General features: G+C 60.4%; 15 protein-coding genes. 4 read left to right on the top strand and 11 right to left on the bottom strand.

Annotation, left to right across the window (positions count from 1 at the left end):
- Positions 1-113: 113 nt before the first annotated feature.
- Together ACWR1S_RS27610 and ACWR1S_RS27605 are read left to right on the top strand one after the other, a co-directional pair.
- The gene (locus tag ACWR1S_RS27610) at positions 114-1,373 is read left to right on the top strand and encodes an OprD family porin (RefSeq protein WP_454565712.1); all 1,260 of its coding nucleotides are present in this window, start codon (positions 114-116) and stop codon (positions 1,371-1,373) included.
- A 279-nt stretch (positions 1,374-1,652) separates the two neighbouring features.
- Positions 1,653-2,456 (top strand): methyltransferase domain-containing protein, encoded by an 804-nt coding sequence (locus ACWR1S_RS27605; protein ID WP_454565711.1) that lies wholly within the window; start codon positions 1,653-1,655, stop codon positions 2,454-2,456.
- Between the two features lie 107 nt (positions 2,457-2,563).
- Here ACWR1S_RS27605 and pcaC read toward each other — a convergent pair whose 3' ends face one another.
- The 11 genes from pcaC to pcaR all read right to left on the bottom strand — a co-directional run bounded on the left by pcaC (position 2,564) and on the right by pcaR (position 13,606).
- Complete coding sequence (gene pcaC, locus ACWR1S_RS27600) at positions 2,564-2,956, bottom strand: 4-carboxymuconolactone decarboxylase (protein WP_041070503.1); 393 nt, start codon at positions 2,954-2,956, stop codon at positions 2,564-2,566.
- A 13-nt stretch (positions 2,957-2,969) separates the two neighbouring features.
- The gene (gene pcaD / locus ACWR1S_RS27595) at positions 2,970-3,758 is read right to left on the bottom strand and encodes a 3-oxoadipate enol-lactonase (RefSeq protein ID WP_454565710.1); all 789 of its coding nucleotides are present in this window, start codon (positions 3,756-3,758) and stop codon (positions 2,970-2,972) included.
- 12 nt (positions 3,759-3,770) lie between these two features.
- Positions 3,771-5,135 carry a 3-carboxy-cis,cis-muconate cycloisomerase gene (locus tag ACWR1S_RS27590; protein ID WP_454565709.1) on the bottom strand — a complete coding sequence of 455 codons (1,365 nt, stop codon included), beginning with the start codon at positions 5,133-5,135 and terminating at the stop codon, positions 3,771-3,773.
- A gap of 45 nt (positions 5,136-5,180) precedes the next feature.
- Positions 5,181-6,476: an MFS family transporter gene (locus tag ACWR1S_RS27585; protein WP_034153075.1), complete on the bottom strand. Its 1,296-nt coding sequence runs from the start codon at positions 6,474-6,476 to the stop codon at positions 5,181-5,183.
- A gap of 210 nt (positions 6,477-6,686) precedes the next feature.
- Positions 6,687-7,253, bottom strand: coding sequence for a protocatechuate 3,4-dioxygenase subunit alpha (pcaG, locus tag ACWR1S_RS27580; RefSeq protein ID WP_454565708.1), 567 nt, complete (start codon positions 7,251-7,253; stop codon positions 6,687-6,689).
- Between the two features lies 1 nt (position 7,254).
- Positions 7,255-7,959, bottom strand: a complete 705-nt coding sequence (gene pcaH, locus ACWR1S_RS27575; RefSeq protein ID WP_016982815.1) for a protocatechuate 3,4-dioxygenase subunit beta — start codon at positions 7,957-7,959, stop codon at positions 7,255-7,257.
- Between the two features lie 36 nt (positions 7,960-7,995).
- Positions 7,996-9,201 carry a 3-oxoadipyl-CoA thiolase gene (gene pcaF, locus ACWR1S_RS27570; RefSeq protein ID WP_258709367.1) on the bottom strand — a complete coding sequence of 402 codons (1,206 nt, stop codon included), beginning with the start codon at positions 9,199-9,201 and terminating at the stop codon, positions 7,996-7,998.
- Positions 9,198-9,977 (bottom strand): CoA-transferase subunit beta, encoded by a 780-nt coding sequence (locus tag ACWR1S_RS27565; protein ID WP_158957043.1) that lies wholly within the window; start codon positions 9,975-9,977, stop codon positions 9,198-9,200. The genes pcaF and ACWR1S_RS27565 overlap by 4 nt, the downstream gene beginning before the upstream one ends.
- On the bottom strand, positions 9,977-10,834 hold the full coding sequence (locus ACWR1S_RS27560) for a CoA transferase subunit A (RefSeq protein ID WP_016982818.1): 858 nt from the start codon (positions 10,832-10,834) through the stop codon (positions 9,977-9,979). The genes ACWR1S_RS27565 and ACWR1S_RS27560 overlap by 1 nt, the downstream gene beginning before the upstream one ends.
- Before the next feature lie 288 nt (positions 10,835-11,122).
- Positions 11,123-12,469 carry an aromatic acid/H+ symport family MFS transporter gene (locus tag ACWR1S_RS27555; RefSeq protein ID WP_454565707.1) on the bottom strand — a complete coding sequence of 449 codons (1,347 nt, stop codon included), beginning with the start codon at positions 12,467-12,469 and terminating at the stop codon, positions 11,123-11,125.
- Positions 12,470-12,763: 294 nt separating this feature from the next.
- Positions 12,764-13,606 carry a pca regulon transcriptional regulator PcaR gene (gene pcaR, locus ACWR1S_RS27550; RefSeq protein WP_007917109.1) on the bottom strand — a complete coding sequence of 281 codons (843 nt, stop codon included), beginning with the start codon at positions 13,604-13,606 and terminating at the stop codon, positions 12,764-12,766.
- 652 nt (positions 13,607-14,258) lie between these two features.
- On the opposite strand from pcaR, the gene ACWR1S_RS27545 reads away from it, so the two are divergent.
- Together ACWR1S_RS27545 and ACWR1S_RS27540 are read left to right on the top strand one after the other, a co-directional pair.
- Complete coding sequence (locus tag ACWR1S_RS27545; protein WP_008080067.1) at positions 14,259-14,459, top strand: hypothetical protein; 201 nt, start codon at positions 14,259-14,261, stop codon at positions 14,457-14,459.
- A gap of 374 nt (positions 14,460-14,833) precedes the next feature.
- Positions 14,834-16,309: an inorganic phosphate transporter gene (locus ACWR1S_RS27540; RefSeq protein ID WP_034153067.1), complete on the top strand. Its 1,476-nt coding sequence runs from the start codon at positions 14,834-14,836 to the stop codon at positions 16,307-16,309.
- The last annotated feature ends 125 nt before the right edge of the window (positions 16,310-16,434 follow it).

The raw sequence follows: 16,434 nt of genomic DNA, 5'->3' as shown, positions 1-16,434 counted from the left end.
GCCCCGTCCGGCTGATTGCCGTCGTTTTACCTCTGAACACTTTTCATGTCTGCACCCCGAAAACCGGTGGCAGCGCCCCCGTTCGCCTTAAAAAAACAAGAGAGACCCCAGCTATGACAACCTCCCCTGCGCCTTACGCATTTCCCGGTCTGATCGCCCTGGCCCTGGCCGGCGCGGCGATGCCCGCTGCGGCTGAAGAGGCCGGTTTCATCGAAGGGGCCAAGGTCAACCTGAACCTGCGCAACTTCTACATCAACCGCAACTTCACCAACCCGACCAAAGCGCAGGGCAAGGCTGAAGAGTGGACGCAGAGCTTCATTCTCGACGCCAAATCCGGCTTCACCCAGGGCACCGTCGGCTTCGGCATGGACGTACTCGGCTTGTATTCGGTGAAGCTCGATGGCGGTAAAGGCACGGGGGGCACGCAGTTGCTGCCGCTGGATCACGACGGCCGCCCGGCGGACAACTTCGGTCGCACCAACGTCGCCTTCAAAGCCAGACTTTCGCAGACCGAAGTGAAAGTCGGCGAGTGGATGCCGGTGCTGCCGATCCTGCGTTCGGACGATGGCCGCTCGCTGCCACAGACCTTCCGTGGCGGGCAGATCACGTCCAAGGAAATCGACGGCCTGACCCTCTACGGCGGCCAGTTCCGCGCCAACAGCCCGCGCGACGACAGCAGCATGAGCGACATGTCGATGACCGGCAAAGCGGCGTTCACCTCTGATCGCTTCAACTTTCAGGGCGGTGAATACGTTTTCAACGAAAAACGCACACAGATCGGCCTGTGGAATGCTGAACTCAAAGACATCTACAGCCAGCAATACGTCAACCTGATCCATAGCCAACCGCTGGGCGACTGGACTCTGGGCGCCAACCTCGGCTTCTTCTACGGCAAGGACGATGGCAGCGCCCGCGCTGGAGACCTCGACAACAAAACCTGGTCGGGGATGTTCTCGGCGAAGTACGGCGGCAACACCTTCTACGTCGGCCTGCAGAAACTCACCGGCGACAGCGCGTGGATGCGCGTCAACGGCACCAGCGGCGGCACGTTGGCCAACGACAGCTACAACGCCAGCTACGACAATGCGCAGGAACGCTCCTGGCAGTTGCGTCACGACTACAACTTCGCCGCCATGGGCGTGCCCGGCCTGACCCTGATGAACCGCTATATCAGCGGCGACAACGTGCACACCGGGACGATCACCGACGGCAAGGAATGGGGCCGCGAATCGGAGCTGGGTTACACCGTGCAGAGCGGTGCGCTGAAGGATCTGAACTTCAGATGGCGCAACTCGACCATGCGCCGGGATTTCAGCAACAACGAATTCGATGAGAACCGCTTGATCGTCAGCTACCCGATCAGCCTCCTTTAAACACCGATCAAAACTGTAGGAGTGAGCCTGCTCGCGATAGCGGTCTGTCAGTCACATCAATGGTGGCTGAACGGGTGCTATCGCGAGCAGGCTCACTCCTACATTTGAATCTGCGCCACTGATCAGGAGAAGTGGCACTTTACTGGCCGGGGGGTAGAGTGACAAAACCTGAAGGACTCAGGAGCTTCACCCTTTCCGCTTCCGTCGTCGTAGTCGGTCCTCAAGCAGTGAGCCAGGTTGTCATCGGAAGACACCAACGATCACCGGAGGACCACCTCAATGATCTCTCGTCTCGCAACACCCGACTGGGACCCAAAGGCGTACCAGCAGTTTTCCCGCCTCAGGCAACGGCCGGTCAATGAATTGCTCGACCGCGTCGACCTGCCCAACCCGCAACGCATTTACGACCTTGGCTGCGGCACCGGCATTGCCACGCAGTTGTTGGCCAAACGCTGGCCGCGTGCGCAGTTGCAGGGAATCGACAGCTCCGCGCAGATGCTCGACGAAGCGCGCTGTCTGCCGGTCAAAGCGTTGTGGAAACATTGCGATCTGCTCGACTGGCAACCGGAGCAACCGGCAGATCTACTGCTCGCCGCCGCAGTGCTGCACTTTATGGGTGGCCATGAGACGTTGCTGCCGCGCCTGCTCGGCCATCTCAACCCCGGCGGTTGTCTGGCGGCGCACATGCCAGACTGGCGCGATGCGTTGTGGTATCGACTGATGCTCGACACCCTCGAAGACGGCGGCCTTGGCGGCACGCCATTGGGCACACCGCAACTGCGTCAGCGCATGGCGGCGCGACCGTTGTTGTCACTGGAGGATTACTACCGTTTGCTCGCGCCCATGACCTCGTCGCTGGATATCTGGGAAACCGAGCAGTTGCAAGTGGTCGACGGCAAGTCACCGGTGTATGACTGGGTGAAGGTCTCGGCGCTGCGGCCGGTGATGCAGGCACTGAGCCCGGCGGAACAGACGCGGTTTATCTATCACTACCTGATGCGGGTGCATGCGCAGTATCCGCAGGAGGCGAATGGGCATACGTTGTTTGCGTTCAAGCGGATATTTATTGTGGCCAGGGTTTGATTCGTCACGGCCGCTACCGCTATCGCGAGCAGGCTCACTCCTACAGGGGGAACGCATTCCAAATGTAGGAGTGAGCCTGCTCGCGATGGCGTCAGCCCGGCCAACGACTATTCTCGGGATTCAATCCCAAGCTCATCCCACACCGATTCAGCCAGATGAAACGTCGCATTCGCCGCCGGAATCCCGCAATAAATCGCGCTCTGCATGATCACTTCCTTGATCTCGCCCCGGCTAACGCCATTATTCGCCGCCGCACGCAAATGCAGTTTCAACTCGCCCTCACGATTCATGCCGATCAGCATGGCGATAGTGATCAAACTGCGCGTGTGCCGAGGCAAGCCCGGACGCGTCCAGATATCGCCCCAGGCATGCCGGGTGATCATTTCCTGAAACTCCGAGTTGAACTCGGTCAGCGTGGTCAGGCTGCGATCGACATGCGCATCACCCAGTACCGCGCGGCGCACTTGCATACCGTCGTCGTAACGTTGTTTCTCGTCCACGAAAATCCCCTTATCAAGCGTTGAGAAACGCCAAGACACGATCACTGAAATCTGCACCGGCCTGCACGTTAGACAGATGCGCCGCATAGAACTCGGCGTACTCGGCACCGCGCACGTGCTCCTGAATAAAATGCCCACCGGACGGCGGCGTCACCGCATCTTCAGTGCCGGCGATCACCAGCAACGGCACGTTGATCGACGCCAGTTGCTCGCGGAAATCGGCATCACGCACCGCCGCGCAATTGGCCGCGTAACCTTGCGGCGAGGTGGCCGCGAGCATGTCGGTAATCTGTTTGGCCGCCGCCGGATGCGCCGCCGAAAAGTCCGGAGTAAACCAGCGGGCAATCGACGCATCACGCAGGGCAACCATCGCCGCCGCGCCGTCACGCAGCACCGTTTCGATGCGTGGATTCCACACCGATGGATCACCGATTTTGGCTGCCGTGTTGCAGACAATCAGTTTGTGCAGACGATGCCCGGCATTGATCCCCAGCCATTGCCCGATCAGCCCGCCCATCGACAATCCGCAGAAATGCGCGCGCTCGATGTGCAGTGCATCCAGCAGACCGAGTACATCGTGGCCCAGTTGCTCGATGCTGTACGGCCCCGGCGTCACCAGCGATTTGCCGTGACCACGAGTATCGAAACGCAGCACGCGAAAATGCTCGGTGAACGCTGGCATCTGCGCGTCCCACATGTGCAAGTCAGTGCCCAACGAATTGGACAACACCAGCACCGGCGCATCGACCGGGCCTTCAATTTGATAGTGCAGTTCGCCATCGGCGAGTTGAACGAAAGCCACAGCCCTCTCCTTTCAGACAGACAATGCGTTGTGTTCGGCCACCGCGCGCTCGACCCAGGTTTTCGCCTGACCGAGGTAATGGGCGGGGTTCAATAGATCATCGAGTTCAGCGCCGCTCAACTCGGCGGTGACTTGCGGTTCGTCACCGAGCACGTCGCGCAAATGGCGCTGCTCGGCCACCGCGCGTTTGCAGCATTGTTCGAGCAAGTGATGCGCGGTGTCGCGGCCGACACGCTGGGCGAGGACGATGCTCACGGCTTCAGCCAGCACCAGCCCCTGCGTCAATTCGAGATTGCGCGACATGCGCGCGGCGTCGACTTCCAGGCCATCGGCCAGCAAGCGTGCCTGTTGCAGCGAACCCGACACCAGGCAGCAAATCTCCGGCAAGGTTTCCCATTCGGCATGCCACAAACCGAGGCTGCGTTCGTGCTCCTGCGGCATCGCACTGAACAGCGTCGAGACCAGACCCGGCACCCGCGTCGCTGCGCCGATCAACACCGCGGCACCCACCGGATTGCGTTTGTGCGGCATGGTCGACGAACCACCCTTGCCCGGTGCCGACGGCTCGAACACCTCAGCCGCTTCGGTCTGCATCAACAGGCTGATGTCGCGGCCGAATTTGCCGAGGCTACCAGCGATCAAACCGAGCACCGCGCCGAACTCCACTACGCGATCGCGCTGGGTGTGCCACGGTTGTTCCGGCAGGGTCAGTTGCAGTTCGTCGGCCAGCGCTTGGGCAATCGGCAACGCCTGATCGCCCAGTGCTGCAAGGGTTCCGGACGCGCCACCGAATTGCAGCACCAGCAAGCGTGGTTTGAGTTCACGCAGACGCTGACGGCTGCGAGTCACAGCGCCCAACCATCCGGCGATTTTCATCCCGAGCGTTACCGGCGTCGCGTGTTGCAGCCAGGTGCGTCCGGCCAGCGGCGTCGCTGCATGGCGTTGCGCTTGGCTGGCGAGAGAAGCAGCCAGTTGTGCCAGATCGTTTTCAATCAATTCCAGCGCCTGACGCAATTGCAGCACCAGCCCGGAATCCATCACGTCCTGACTGGTCGCCCCCAAATGCACATAACGCTCGGCTTCGGCCTCGGTCGCGGCAATCTGTTTACCCAACGCCTTGACCAGCGGAATCGCTGAGTTGCCAGCCGTGGCAATCGCCTCCCCCAACGCCGCGAAGTCATACAGACCGGCGCTGCACGCCGCCGCAATCGGTGCCACAGCGGAAGCTGGAATCAACCCGACCCGCGCCTCGGCCCGCGCCAGCGCTGCTTCAAAGTCGAGCATGGCCTGCACGCGGCCCTGATCGCAGAACACGTCACGCATATCGCGGGCAGTGAAATAGGCATCGAACAATTGATTGCCCGGTCGCTGAGTCATAAAAGTCCTTGCCGGCGCGGGCCGAGGCGGCCCGCGCGCTTCGGGTTAGAGATCGTGGTGCAAATACGCCGCTTGTTTCGGCAAGCGCAGGCTGAATAGGAAGGCGATCGCCATCATGGCCGTCACGTACCAGTAGAAGGAGTTTTCCATGCCGATGTTCTTCAGGCTCAGGGCGACGAATTCCGCCGAACCGCCGAAGATCGCGTTCGCCACCGCGTAGGCCAGACCAACGCCAAGTGCGCGGACTTCCGGGGGGAACATTTCGGCTTTTACCAGGCCGCTGATCGAGGTGTAGAAACTGACAATCGCCAGCGCCACGGTGATCAGCACAAACGCGAGGAACGGGCTGCTGACGCTTTTCAGGCTGAGCAGGATCGGCACGGTGAACAGCGTGCCGAGCGCGCCGAACCAGAGCATCGAATTACGTCGGCCAATCTTGTCGGCGAGCATGCCGAACAGCGGCTGCATGCACATATACAGGAACAGCGCGCCGGTCATGATGTAGCTGGCGGTCTTGGCGTGCATGCCGGCGGTGTTCACCAGGTACTTCTGCATGTAGGTGGTGAAGGTGTAGAAAATCAGCGAGCCACCGGCGGTGTAACCAAGCACGGTGATGAACGCGGCTTTGTGATCGCGGAACAGTGCGCTGATGCTGCCAGCGTCTTTGTGCGCGCGGGTTTCCTTGTTGGTGGTTTCTTTCAAGCTGCGACGCAGGAACAGCGAAATCAGCGCCGCCACCGCACCGACCACAAACGGAATCCGCCAGCCGTAGGCGCGCAGATCGTCTTCAGTCAGGAACTGTTGCAGGACCACCACCAGCGACACCGCCAGCAGTTGGCCGCCGATCAGCGTCACGTACTGGAACGAGGCGAAAAATCCGCGCTGCCCCTTGAGGGCGACTTCGCTCATGTAGGTCGCGGTGGTGCCGTACTCGCCGCCGACCGACAGACCTTGCAGCAGACGGGCGAACAACAGCAGGACCGGCGCCCAGACGCCGATGTCTTTATAGGTCGGCAAGCAGGCAATCAGCAACGAGCCGAAGCACATCATCAGAATCGAGATGAGCATCGAATTCTTGCGCCCGTGCTTGTCGGCGACCCGGCCGAAAATCCAGCCACCGATCGGGCGCATCAGGAAGCCGGCAGCGAATACGCCAGCGGTGTTGACCAGTTGCACCGTCGGGTTGTCGGAGGGGAAAAACGCCGGGGCGAAATAGATTGCGCAAAAGGCATAGACGTAGAAGTCGAACCATTCGACGAGGTTGCCGGACGAGGCGCCGACAATGGCAAAGATGCGCTTGCTGCGCTCTTCACCGGTGTAATGAGAGGTGGTGGTTGTCATTGTTTTTCACTCGATAGGGACAGTGAGAGTCTAGACATACTTTGCAACAGTCCCGTTCCACATCCTACATCGATCGTTCCCACGCTCCGCGTGGTAACGCATCCGGTGACGCTCCGCGTCACGGTGGACGCGGAGCGTCCATGGCGGCATTCCCACGCAGAGCGTGGGAACGATCATGTAGGAGCTGCCGAAGGCTGCGATCTTTTGATTTTAATAATCGAAGAACACGGTTTCGGCGTCAGTGCCCTGCAGAATCACATTCCACTGGTAAACACCCGAGGCGTCCTGCTTGGCCAGCAACGTGCTGCGACGCTCGGCCGGCACACATTCGAGTAACGGATCATCAACGTTGGCCGGCTCGCCCTCAAAGTAGATCCGCGTCATCAAGTGTTTGACCAAGCCACGGGCGAACACCAGCACCACCAGATGCGGCGCCTGAGTCGAGCCTTTCAGCCCCTCAACCGTGCCTGGTTTGATCGTGGTGAAACGAAAGCGCCCTTCAGCATCCACCGGCACCCGGCCAAAGCCTTCAAAATTCGGATCGAGCGGTTTGTCCTGCTCGTCTTCCGGGTGGTCGTACTTGCCGGCGGCGTTGGCCTGCCAGACTTCGAGCATGGCGTCGTTGACGACATCGCCGTTGCCATCCAACACCTGCCCGGTGATCGCCACGCGCTCGCCGAGGGTTTGCTCGACGGTGAGGTCTTCACGGTTCAGCCAGGTCAGGCCGATGTGGTAATACGGCCCGACGGTGTGGGACGTGGTCGCAGTCAGCGTCATCTTATTTCTCCATCGGCGTGGCTTCACGCCCGCGCAGCACGATGTCCCAGCGATAACCGAGGGCGTAGGACGGAATGGTTTTTTCCAGATCGAAACGGGCGATCAGGCGTTCCTTGGCCGAGGTGTCCGGCACGCAGTTGTAGATCGGGTCGTACGCCAGCAGCGGGTCGCCCGGAAAGTACATTTGCGTGACCAGTCGGGTAAGGATGCTCGGCCCGAACAGCGAAAAGTGGATGTGCGCCGGGCGCCAGGCGTTGTGGTGGTTACCCCACGGATAAGCGCCGGGCTTGATGGTCTGGAACTGATACCAGCCGTCAGCATCGGTGACGGTGCGACCGGTACCGGTGAAGTTTGGGTCCAGCGGCGCGTCGTGCAGGTCGCGCTTGTGGTTGTAGCGGCCGGCGGCGTTGGCCTGCCAGATCTCCACCAGAATCCCCGGCACCGGCAGACCGTTTTCGTCGAGCACGCGGCCGTGGATGATGATGCGCTCACCCTGCGGCTCGCCCTCATGCTGGGCAGTCAGGTCGTTATCGGTGTCGCCCACTCGTTCGGCGCCGATGGTCGGGCCGGTGATTTCCGACAGCGAGTGCGGCAGAAACACCAACGGCTTCGACGGCGAGCGCAGGTTGGTGGATTGATACGTCGGGTGCAGGTACTCAGGCTGAGTGCCTTCCTGCGGACGACGGTAACCAGGCTTGTCAGACATGTCGCTTTCCTCTGTTCTTTTTCGTCACGGCTTGCGTCAGACGCGTTCGATGGCCAGGGCCAGACCTTGGCCGACACCGACGCACATGGTCGCCAGACCTTTCTTGCCACCGGTCTTTTCCAACTGATGCAGCGCGGTCAGCACCAAACGCGCACCGCTCATGCCCAATGGATGGCCGAGGGCAATCGCCCCGCCGTTCGGGTTGACCTGCGCAGCGTCATCGGCCAGACCCAGTTCACGCAGCACCGCCAAGCCTTGGCTGGCAAATGCTTCGTTGAGTTCGATCACGTCGAAATCGCTGACCGCGACGCCCAGGCGCTCGATCAATTTGCGCACCGCCGGCACCGGGCCGATGCCCATCACTCGCGGCGCGACTCCGGCGCTGGCCATACCGAGCACCTTCGCGCGGGCGGTCAGACCGTGTTTTTTCACCGCTTCGGCGGAAGCCAGAATCAGCGCAGCGGCACCGTCGTTGACGCCAGAAGCATTGCCGGCGGTGACGGTTTTGTCTGGGCCGTTGACCGGTTTCAGCTTGGTCAACGCTTCAATCGTGGTATCGGCGCGCGGATGTTCGTCCTGGCTGACCACGGTTTCGCCCTTCTTGTGGGCAATCCGTACTTCAACAATTTCTTCGGCGAAGTAACCGGCGGCCTGCGCGGCGGCGGTACGTTGCTGGCTGCGCAGGGCGAAAGCGTCCTGATCGGCGCGCGAGACTTTATAGTCGTCGGCGACGTTGTCAGCGGTCTGCGGCATCGCATCGACGCCGTACTGCGCCTTCATCAACGGGTTGATGAAACGCCAGCCGATGGTGGTGTCTTCCAGCTTCATGTTGCGCGAAAACGCCGCGTCCGCCTTGCCCATCACGAACGGCGCGCGGGACATCGACTCGACACCGCCGGCAATCGCCAGCTCCATCTCGCCACTGGCAATCGCACGGAATGCCGTGCCGATCGCGTCCATGCCCGAAGCGCACAGACGATTGAGGGTCACGCCCGGTACGCTTTCCGGCAGGCCGGCCAACAGCAGCGCCATGCGTGCGACGTTGCGGTTGTCTTCGCCGGCCTGGTTGGCGCAGCCGAGGAATACTTCGTCGATGGCGTTCCAGTCCACCGAGGGATTGCGTTCCATCAGGGCTTTGATCGGCACGGCGGCCAGGTCATCGGCACGCACGGCGGACAAACCGCCGCCGAAACGGCCGATCGGGGTGCGAATCGCGTCGCAGATATAAACGTCACGCATCATGCTTCTCCCGGTGCCTGGCCGTGGGCGGCGGCCGTGCGCGCTTCGAGATCGCGCAGCGCGGTCAGTTCGACTTCAGTCGGTTCAGCGGTGGTTTCAACGCTGTCAGCAAAACGAATCGCCCAACCGGTGGCCGCGACCACTTGCTCGCGGGTCACGCCCGGGTGCAGTGCGGTGACCACGAATTCGTGGGTGCCCTCTTCCGGCTCCATGATGCACAGGTCGGTGATGATGCCGACCGGCCCGGCGCCCGGCAGGCCCAGACGTTTGCGCGAATCGCCGCCCTCGCCGTGACCGACCGAGGTGATGAAATCGAGCTTGTCGACAAACGAACGCGCCGACTGTTTAAGGATGATCAACACGCTTTTCGCCGAACCGGCAATCTCCGGCGCGCCACCGGCACCCGGCAGGCGCACTTTCGGCGAGAAGTAATCGCCAACCACGGTGGTGTTGATGTTGCCGAAACGGTCGACCTGCGCGGCACCGAGAAAACCGACGTCGATGCGCCCGCCCTGCAGCCAATAGCGAAAAATCTCACCGGTCGGCACAACGGTGTCGGCGGTTTCAGCGAGTTCGCCGTCACCAATGGACAGCGGCAGCACGCTTGGCTTAGCGCCAATCGGACCCGATTCGTAGATCAGCACCACGTCCGGCGAAGAAGTCAGACGCGCGAGGTTGGCGGCTTTCGACGGCAGGCCGATACCGACGAAGCACACCGAGCCGTTCTTCAGGCGACGGGCCGCTGCGACGGTCATCATTTCATTGGTGGTGTAAGTCATTACTTGGCCTCCGAAGCAGCGGCCAACTTGGCCTGGAACGCGCTGAAGTCAGCGCAGCCATGGATGTATTCGTTGATCCACGCGGTAAACGTCTCACGGTCACGGGCGATCGGATCCCACGCCTGATAGAAACGATTGTCGCGCTCGTTGTAACCGTGGGCGTAGGACGGATGCGCACCACCGGGCACGTGGCAAACCGCGCTCAAGGCCCAGGTCGGCAATACGCAAGAATTCATCGGTGCATTGAGGTTGTCGACGATTTCTTCCACGGTGACGATGCAGCGCTTGGCGGCCAGAGCGGCTTCTTTCTGCACGCCGAGAATGCCCCACAGCAGCACGTTGCCCTGGCGGTCGGCTTTCTGTGCGTGGATCACAGTCACGTCCGGGCGCACCGACGGCACGGCCGCCAACACTTCACCGGTGAACGGGCAGGTCACGGTCTTGATCAGCGGATTGACCTTCGGCAGGTCGGAGCCGGCGTAGGCACGCAGCACCGCGAACGGTAGGCCGGAAGCACCGGCGACGTAGGCATTCGCCAAGTCAGCGTGGCTGTGCTCTTCAATTTCGAGAGCGTGCGGCCATTGCTTCTCGACCGCGTCGCGCAGACGGTGCAGCGAACCCACGCCCGGGTTGCCGCCCCAAGAGAAAATCAGTTTGCGTGCGCAACCGGCACCGATCAGTTGGTCGTAGATCAGGTCAGGCGTCATCCGCACCAGCGTCAGATCTTTCTTGCCCTGACGAATGATTTCATGACCCGCGGCCGTAGGGATCAGGTGAGTGAAGCCTTCGAGTGCGACGGTGTCGCCGTCGTTGACGAATTGCTTCACCGCGTCGTGCAGCGAAAGGATCTCAGCCATGGAGCGGGCTCCTGTTTTTGTAATGGATCGCCAGTGATAAAAAGGCGCGAGGTTCAGCGCCGGAGTCACTGCAGATTAAGCCTGGGAAATGTGCCAAACAATCCGATAATCGACTGAGTGTTCGTTTATCGAACAGATTGTTGTCAGCCTATCGGTTCGTGTTGATCGTTCCCACGCTCCGCGTGGGAACGCAGCCCGGGACGCTCCGCGTCCCTTTCAAAGGCCGGAACGCGGAGCGTCCCTAGAGGCATTCCCACGCAGAGCGTGGGAACGATCATGCGCTGATACTCAGGTTGCATCCGCATGACTGACCATGCCCTTGATCAGCACCGCAGCTGTCGCCAACGCCGCCGGAATCACCAACGCCGTCAGCACCTGCTCGAAATTCCAGCCCAGGCCCAACAAGGTCGCGCCCATCCACGCCCCGAGAATCGCGCCAAAGCGGCCAATCCCCAGCATCCACGAGACCCCGGTCGCCCGCCCCTGCGTCGGATAAAACCGCGCCGCCAGCGACGGCATCGCCGATTGCGCACCGTTCACGCACATGCCGGCCACCAGCACCAAGGTCGCCAGCAACGTGATGTTGCCCAGGCTCTGCCCTACCGCGTAGGCAAACACCCCGGCCAGCAGGTAGAAAATGCCGATGACCTTGTGCGGATTGAAGCGGTCCATCGCCCATCCCACAGCGACCGCGCTCAATACCCCGCCGAACTGGAACAACGCACCGATGAACGCCGCCTGTTCCATGCTCGCGCCACTGTCGCGCATCAGCGTCGGCAGCCAACTGGTCAGCAGGTAAACGATCACCAGGCCCATGAAATACGTGAGCCACAGCAGCAAGGTGCCGGTGCTGTAGGTGCCGGAGAAGATCACCGCGAATACGTTGCGTGCCTTGACGGTCTTTTGCTCCGGCACACTGAAGCTGGAGGCCTGGGCGACGGTGACCGGGTCGATCGGCGCCAGGGTCTTGCGCACTTTGTCGGTGCCACGGTTACGCACGACCAGATAGCGCGCCGATTCTGGCAGCCAGAACAGCAACACCACGGCGAGGATCAACGGCAAGATCCCGCCGATCATCAGCAGGCTGTGCCAGCCGAACGCCGGAATCAACTTGGCGGAAATAAACCCGCCGCCAGCCATGCCGAGGTTGAAACCGCAGAACATGCTGGTCACCAGCAGCGACTTCTTGCGTTCCGGGGTGTATTCCGAGAGCAGTGTGGTGGCGTTCGGCATCCCCGCACCCAGTCCCAGACCGGTCAGGAAGCGCAGCACCAGCAGTTGTTCAACGTTGCTGCTGTACGCCGACGCCAGACTGAAGGCACCGAACAGCACCACCGCGCCGACGAGGACGACTTTGCGCCCGAAGCGGTCAGCCAAAGGGCCGGAACCGAGTGCGCCGAAGACCATGCCAATCAGCGCGGCACTCATCACCGGGCCGAGGCTGGCGCGGTCGATGCCCCAGTCCTGCGACAACGCCGGGGCAATGAAGCCCATCGCCGCGGTGTCGAGGCCATCGAGGAAGACAATCAGGAAACACAGGATCACCACCCGCCACTGATAGCGCGAGATCGATTGGGCATTGATGAAGGTCTGCACGTCGAGGCAGTTACCTACAGCGGACTGAGGCTGGTTCATTATTTTTATTCCACGCAAAAAACGCAGTCGAACGGCGGCCGGCCTAAACGCGGCACGGTCACAAGAATAGAAGGTCTGGATCAGGCGTCGCGGGAAACCCGGCAACAGGGGATGGAGCGGAGACAGTCGGGGAGCGTGCGCATGGTGAGTTGCCTCTTGTCATTATTATGGGAGTCGACAGTCCGGCGGGCTCATTCACAACAGCGCCGGATGACGCTGCCGCGACATTAATGATCCGAGGGTTTTAGCGTCAATTCGATAAACGCAACACTGTGCGTTTATCGAACAGCTTCATCAGGCGAATAACTGCGCACTCAGGTCGCGACTGGCACTGAGCAGGCCCGGCAGGAAGCGCTGTTCCAGCTCGGTACGGCTGACGCGACCGGCGTGGGTGCTGACGTTGAGCGCCGCGACAACTTGGCCGGAAGCATCGTAGACCGGCACGGCAATCGAACGCAGACCCTGTTCAAGTTCCTGATCGACGATGCACCAGCCTTGCTGCCGCACTTCCTGCAGGCATTCGAGCAAGGCATCAGGTGTATGGATCGTGCGGCTGGTCTTGGCGACGAGTTCGGCGTGATCGAGGTACTCACGCAACGACGTATCGTCCAGCGCTGCCAGCAGAATTCGCCCCATCGACGTGCAGTACGCCGGCAAACGCCCGCCCACCGACAGATCCACCGAAATCAGCCGCTGGGTGGTCGCCGAACGCGCGATGTAGAGAATGTCGTCGCCTTCCAGCGTGGCCATGTTGCAGGCTTCATGCAGTTGCTCGCTCATGCGGTCGAGGTACGGCTGGGCGGATACTGCCAACGGCGTCGACGACAGATACGCGTGGCCAAGGGTCAGCACCTTGGGCAGCAATGAATAGGTGCGACCGTCAGTGGTGGCGTAGCCGAGTTTGATCAAGGTATGCAGGCAACGGCGCACGGCGGCGCGGGGAATTTCCGTGCGGTGACTGATTTGGGCGATGGTCAGATGGCGCTTGCGCTCCTGAAACGCCTGCACCACCGCCAAGCCCCGGGCCAGCGAGGTCATGAAGTCCGGATCACCGGTCAGCGCCTGGATGCGTTTGGCCGGTGAGGCGACGATCGGCGGCGCCACGGAGGTGAAAGAGTTGCGCATTTGATCGTTCATTTCTTGTCCTTCTATACGGCACGGATCAATGGGCTATACAAGCGACTTGCCGATCAATGCACAAGCATTGAGCCTTCAAGATTGGGCGATTATCGAACCGTCGACCGATAATCGCAATCCACTGTTCAGGCCGTCTCAAGCCCTTTGCGGGGTTTACTCAACTTCGGCGGCTATCCGAATCACGGCCTTAGTTGTTCGACTAAATGGCGCCAAAAACCGATCGCTCGCCCAATAATGGCCGCCACGCACTTCAACTAGTGACAAAAGTTGCCAGTCACAAAACAATCACACATCCAGAACCGTTTTTAACTTGGCAAAGATAGTCATTCCTGAATCGACCGCTATAATGCAACTCAGTGACGCCTTGTCTTTAATCACCGGGGTCGTCACCCGCTGAGGCGATGTCCATCGCCAACAGCCCGGCCAGCGCCTGACGCGCATCACTCATGCAATGCCTGCGCTCGCTGAAACAGGAAACTGATGCTGCGTCAGTTTTTATCTGGTGCCGTAGCCGCCTGTAACACGGAAGTCTTGATCGCCCCACCGATTACACCAATGCCTGTTCAGGTGCTGGATGCTCGGTGGCTTCGTTCAATCGATTCGTTGCAGTGCGTTTCACCAGACACTTAACTCAACTCATACAGGTAGCACTGTGACGAAAGACGAACTGCGCGCGGAACTTGAGCGCCAGGAACAACGTTACAAGGAAGTTTACGGCGGGGAAGTCACCACCTACGCCGCTCAGCCCGAACCGGAACGCAAAGCGTGGCGTAAACGCCCGACCGTTCAGGATCAGGTCTTCAAGCAAGAAATCGAAAAGATCGAAAAGGAACTCAAAGCCGAAGAGCCTTGAGGCACTTTCTTTGGATCGTTGAAGGTTTTACGTCCACACCGGTTACAAGCGCGGTGGAACGACGATGCCTTGCGCGCCCGCTACCCGCGGGCAGCGGCCATCATCCGATCTGGCAGACTGAGGACGGGCGTCCTACAGGTTTCACAGATATTTCAGACAAGCGTTCGAGACCTCTCCGCGACGATGAAATCGCCTGCGAAATGAGTCTTTTATTATATAAATCAAAGACTTGAAAAACCCTGCACTGCGCTGGGTTTTCATGCGCTGCAACAAATTAAATCGAAGAAGTGTGTAACCGATGAGCAGGTAGGGGATCGATTTCCAGTCTTTTCTGGCATAATCGCGCCCCCTTACGACCGGGTCAGAAAACCTTCATGATCGATTTATTCAGCGGACTGGATGCTTGGGTGCTTGTGAGCCTCTTGCTCGCCCTGACGTTTGTCCTCGCCTTCGAGTTCATCAATGGATTTCATGACACCGCTAACGCGGTAGCCACTGTTATCTACACCAAAGCCATGCCGCCCCACCTGGCGGTGTTCTTTTCCGGTGTGTTCAATTTCCTCGGCGTGCTGCTGGGCGGCGTTGGCGTGGCGTATGCCATTGTCCATTTGCTCCCGGTTGAACTGCTGATCAATGTGAACACCGGCCATGGCCTGGCAATGGTGTTCTCGTTGCTCGCCGCGGCAATCGCCTGGAATTTGGGCACCTGGTACTTCGGTATCCCGGCTTCCAGCTCGCACACCCTGATCGGTTCGATCCTCGGTGTCGGCCTGGCCAACGCCCTGATCAACGACATTCCGTTGGCCGACGGCGTGAACTGGCAGAAAGCGATCGACATCGGCGCCTCGCTGGTGTTCTCGCCGATGGCCGGCTTCCTGATCGCCGCGCTGATCCTGATCGGCCTGAAGTGGTGGCGCCCGCTGTCGAAGATGCACAAGACACCGGAACAGCGCCGCAAGATCGACGACAAGAAGCATCCACCGTTCTGGAACCGTCTGGTCCTGGTGATCTCGGCCATGGCCGTGAGCTTCGTGCACGGCTCCAACGATGGCCAGAAAGGCATCGGCCTGATCATGCTGGTGTTGATCGGTATCGTGCCTGCACAGTTCGTTCTCGACCTGAACAGCACCACGTATCAGATCGAACGCACCCGCGATGCGACCCTGCACCTGAGTCAGTTCTACCAGCGCAACGCCGATTCGCTGGGTGAATTCCTCGCCCTGGGCAAGAGCGTGGAAGGCGACCTGCCGGAGAAATTCCGCTGCAACCCGCAGCAGACCGAACCGACCATCAGCGCCCTGCTGCACACCCTTAAAGGTGTCGCGGACTACCACTCGCTGTCGTCGGAAAGCCGCATCGAAGTGCGTCGTTACCTGCTCTGCCTGGACGACACCGCGAAAAAGGTTGGCAAGTTGCCGGGCCTGGAACCTCGTGAAAAGGCTGACCTCGACAAATTGCGCAAAGACCTGACCACTACCACCGAATACGCCCCGTTCTGGGTGATTCTGGCGGTCGCACTGGCTCTGGGCCTGGGCACCATGGTTGGCTGGAAACGCGTTGTTCTGACCATCGGTGAGAAGATCGGTAAGCAGGGCATGACCTATTCCCAGGGCATGTCTGCGCAGATCACCACGGCCAGTTTGATCGGTATGGCCAACATCTTCAGCCTGCCGGTTTCTACCACTCACGTTCTGTCCTCGGGCGTGGCGGGCACCATGGTTGCTAACAAGAGCGGTCTGCAGGGTGGCACGGTTCGCACCATTCTGTTGGCTTGGGTATTGACCTTGCCGGCGACGGTTGCGCTGTCGGCCGGGTTGTTCTGGCTGGCGTCGAAGGCGTTGGGTAGTTGATAGAAAGCGGGACATGAGAAAGGCGCGATTCGAGAGGATCGCGCCTTTTTTTGTGTTTGGGGTTTTGGGATTGGGATTGGGATTGGGATTGGGATTGGGATTGGGATTGGGATTGGGATTGGGAT

This window comes from Pseudomonas sp. AIG (genome assembly GCF_977020205.1).
This window is presented reverse-complemented; position numbering and strand designations above follow the sequence as displayed.

Coding starts and splice junctions, on each gene's coding strand:
- ACWR1S_RS27610 (WP_454565712.1), top strand. CDS start 114: ATGACAACCTCCCCTGCGCCTTACGCATTTCCCGGTCTGATCGCCCTG.
- ACWR1S_RS27605 (WP_454565711.1), top strand. CDS start 1,653: ATGATCTCTCGTCTCGCAACACCCGACTGGGACCCAAAGGCGTACCAG.
- ACWR1S_RS27590 (WP_454565709.1), bottom strand. CDS start 5,135: ATGACTCAGCGACCGGGCAATCAATTGTTCGATGCCTATTTCACTGCC.
- ACWR1S_RS27585 (WP_034153075.1), bottom strand. CDS start 6,476: ATGACAACCACCACCTCTCATTACACCGGTGAAGAGCGCAGCAAGCGC.
- pcaG (WP_454565708.1), bottom strand. CDS start 7,253: ATGACGCTGACTGCGACCACGTCCCACACCGTCGGGCCGTATTACCAC.
- pcaH (WP_016982815.1), bottom strand. CDS start 7,959: ATGTCTGACAAGCCTGGTTACCGTCGTCCGCAGGAAGGCACTCAGCCT.
- pcaF (WP_258709367.1), bottom strand. CDS start 9,201: ATGATGCGTGACGTTTATATCTGCGACGCGATTCGCACCCCGATCGGC.
- ACWR1S_RS27565 (WP_158957043.1), bottom strand. CDS start 9,977: ATGACTTACACCACCAATGAAATGATGACCGTCGCAGCGGCCCGTCGC.
- ACWR1S_RS27560 (WP_016982818.1), bottom strand. CDS start 10,834: ATGGCTGAGATCCTTTCGCTGCACGACGCGGTGAAGCAATTCGTCAAC.
- ACWR1S_RS27555 (WP_454565707.1), bottom strand. CDS start 12,469: ATGAACCAGCCTCAGTCCGCTGTAGGTAACTGCCTCGACGTGCAGACC.
- pcaR (WP_007917109.1), bottom strand. CDS start 13,606: ATGAACGATCAAATGCGCAACTCTTTCACCTCCGTGGCGCCGCCGATC.
- ACWR1S_RS27540 (WP_034153067.1), top strand. CDS start 14,834: ATGATCGATTTATTCAGCGGACTGGATGCTTGGGTGCTTGTGAGCCTC.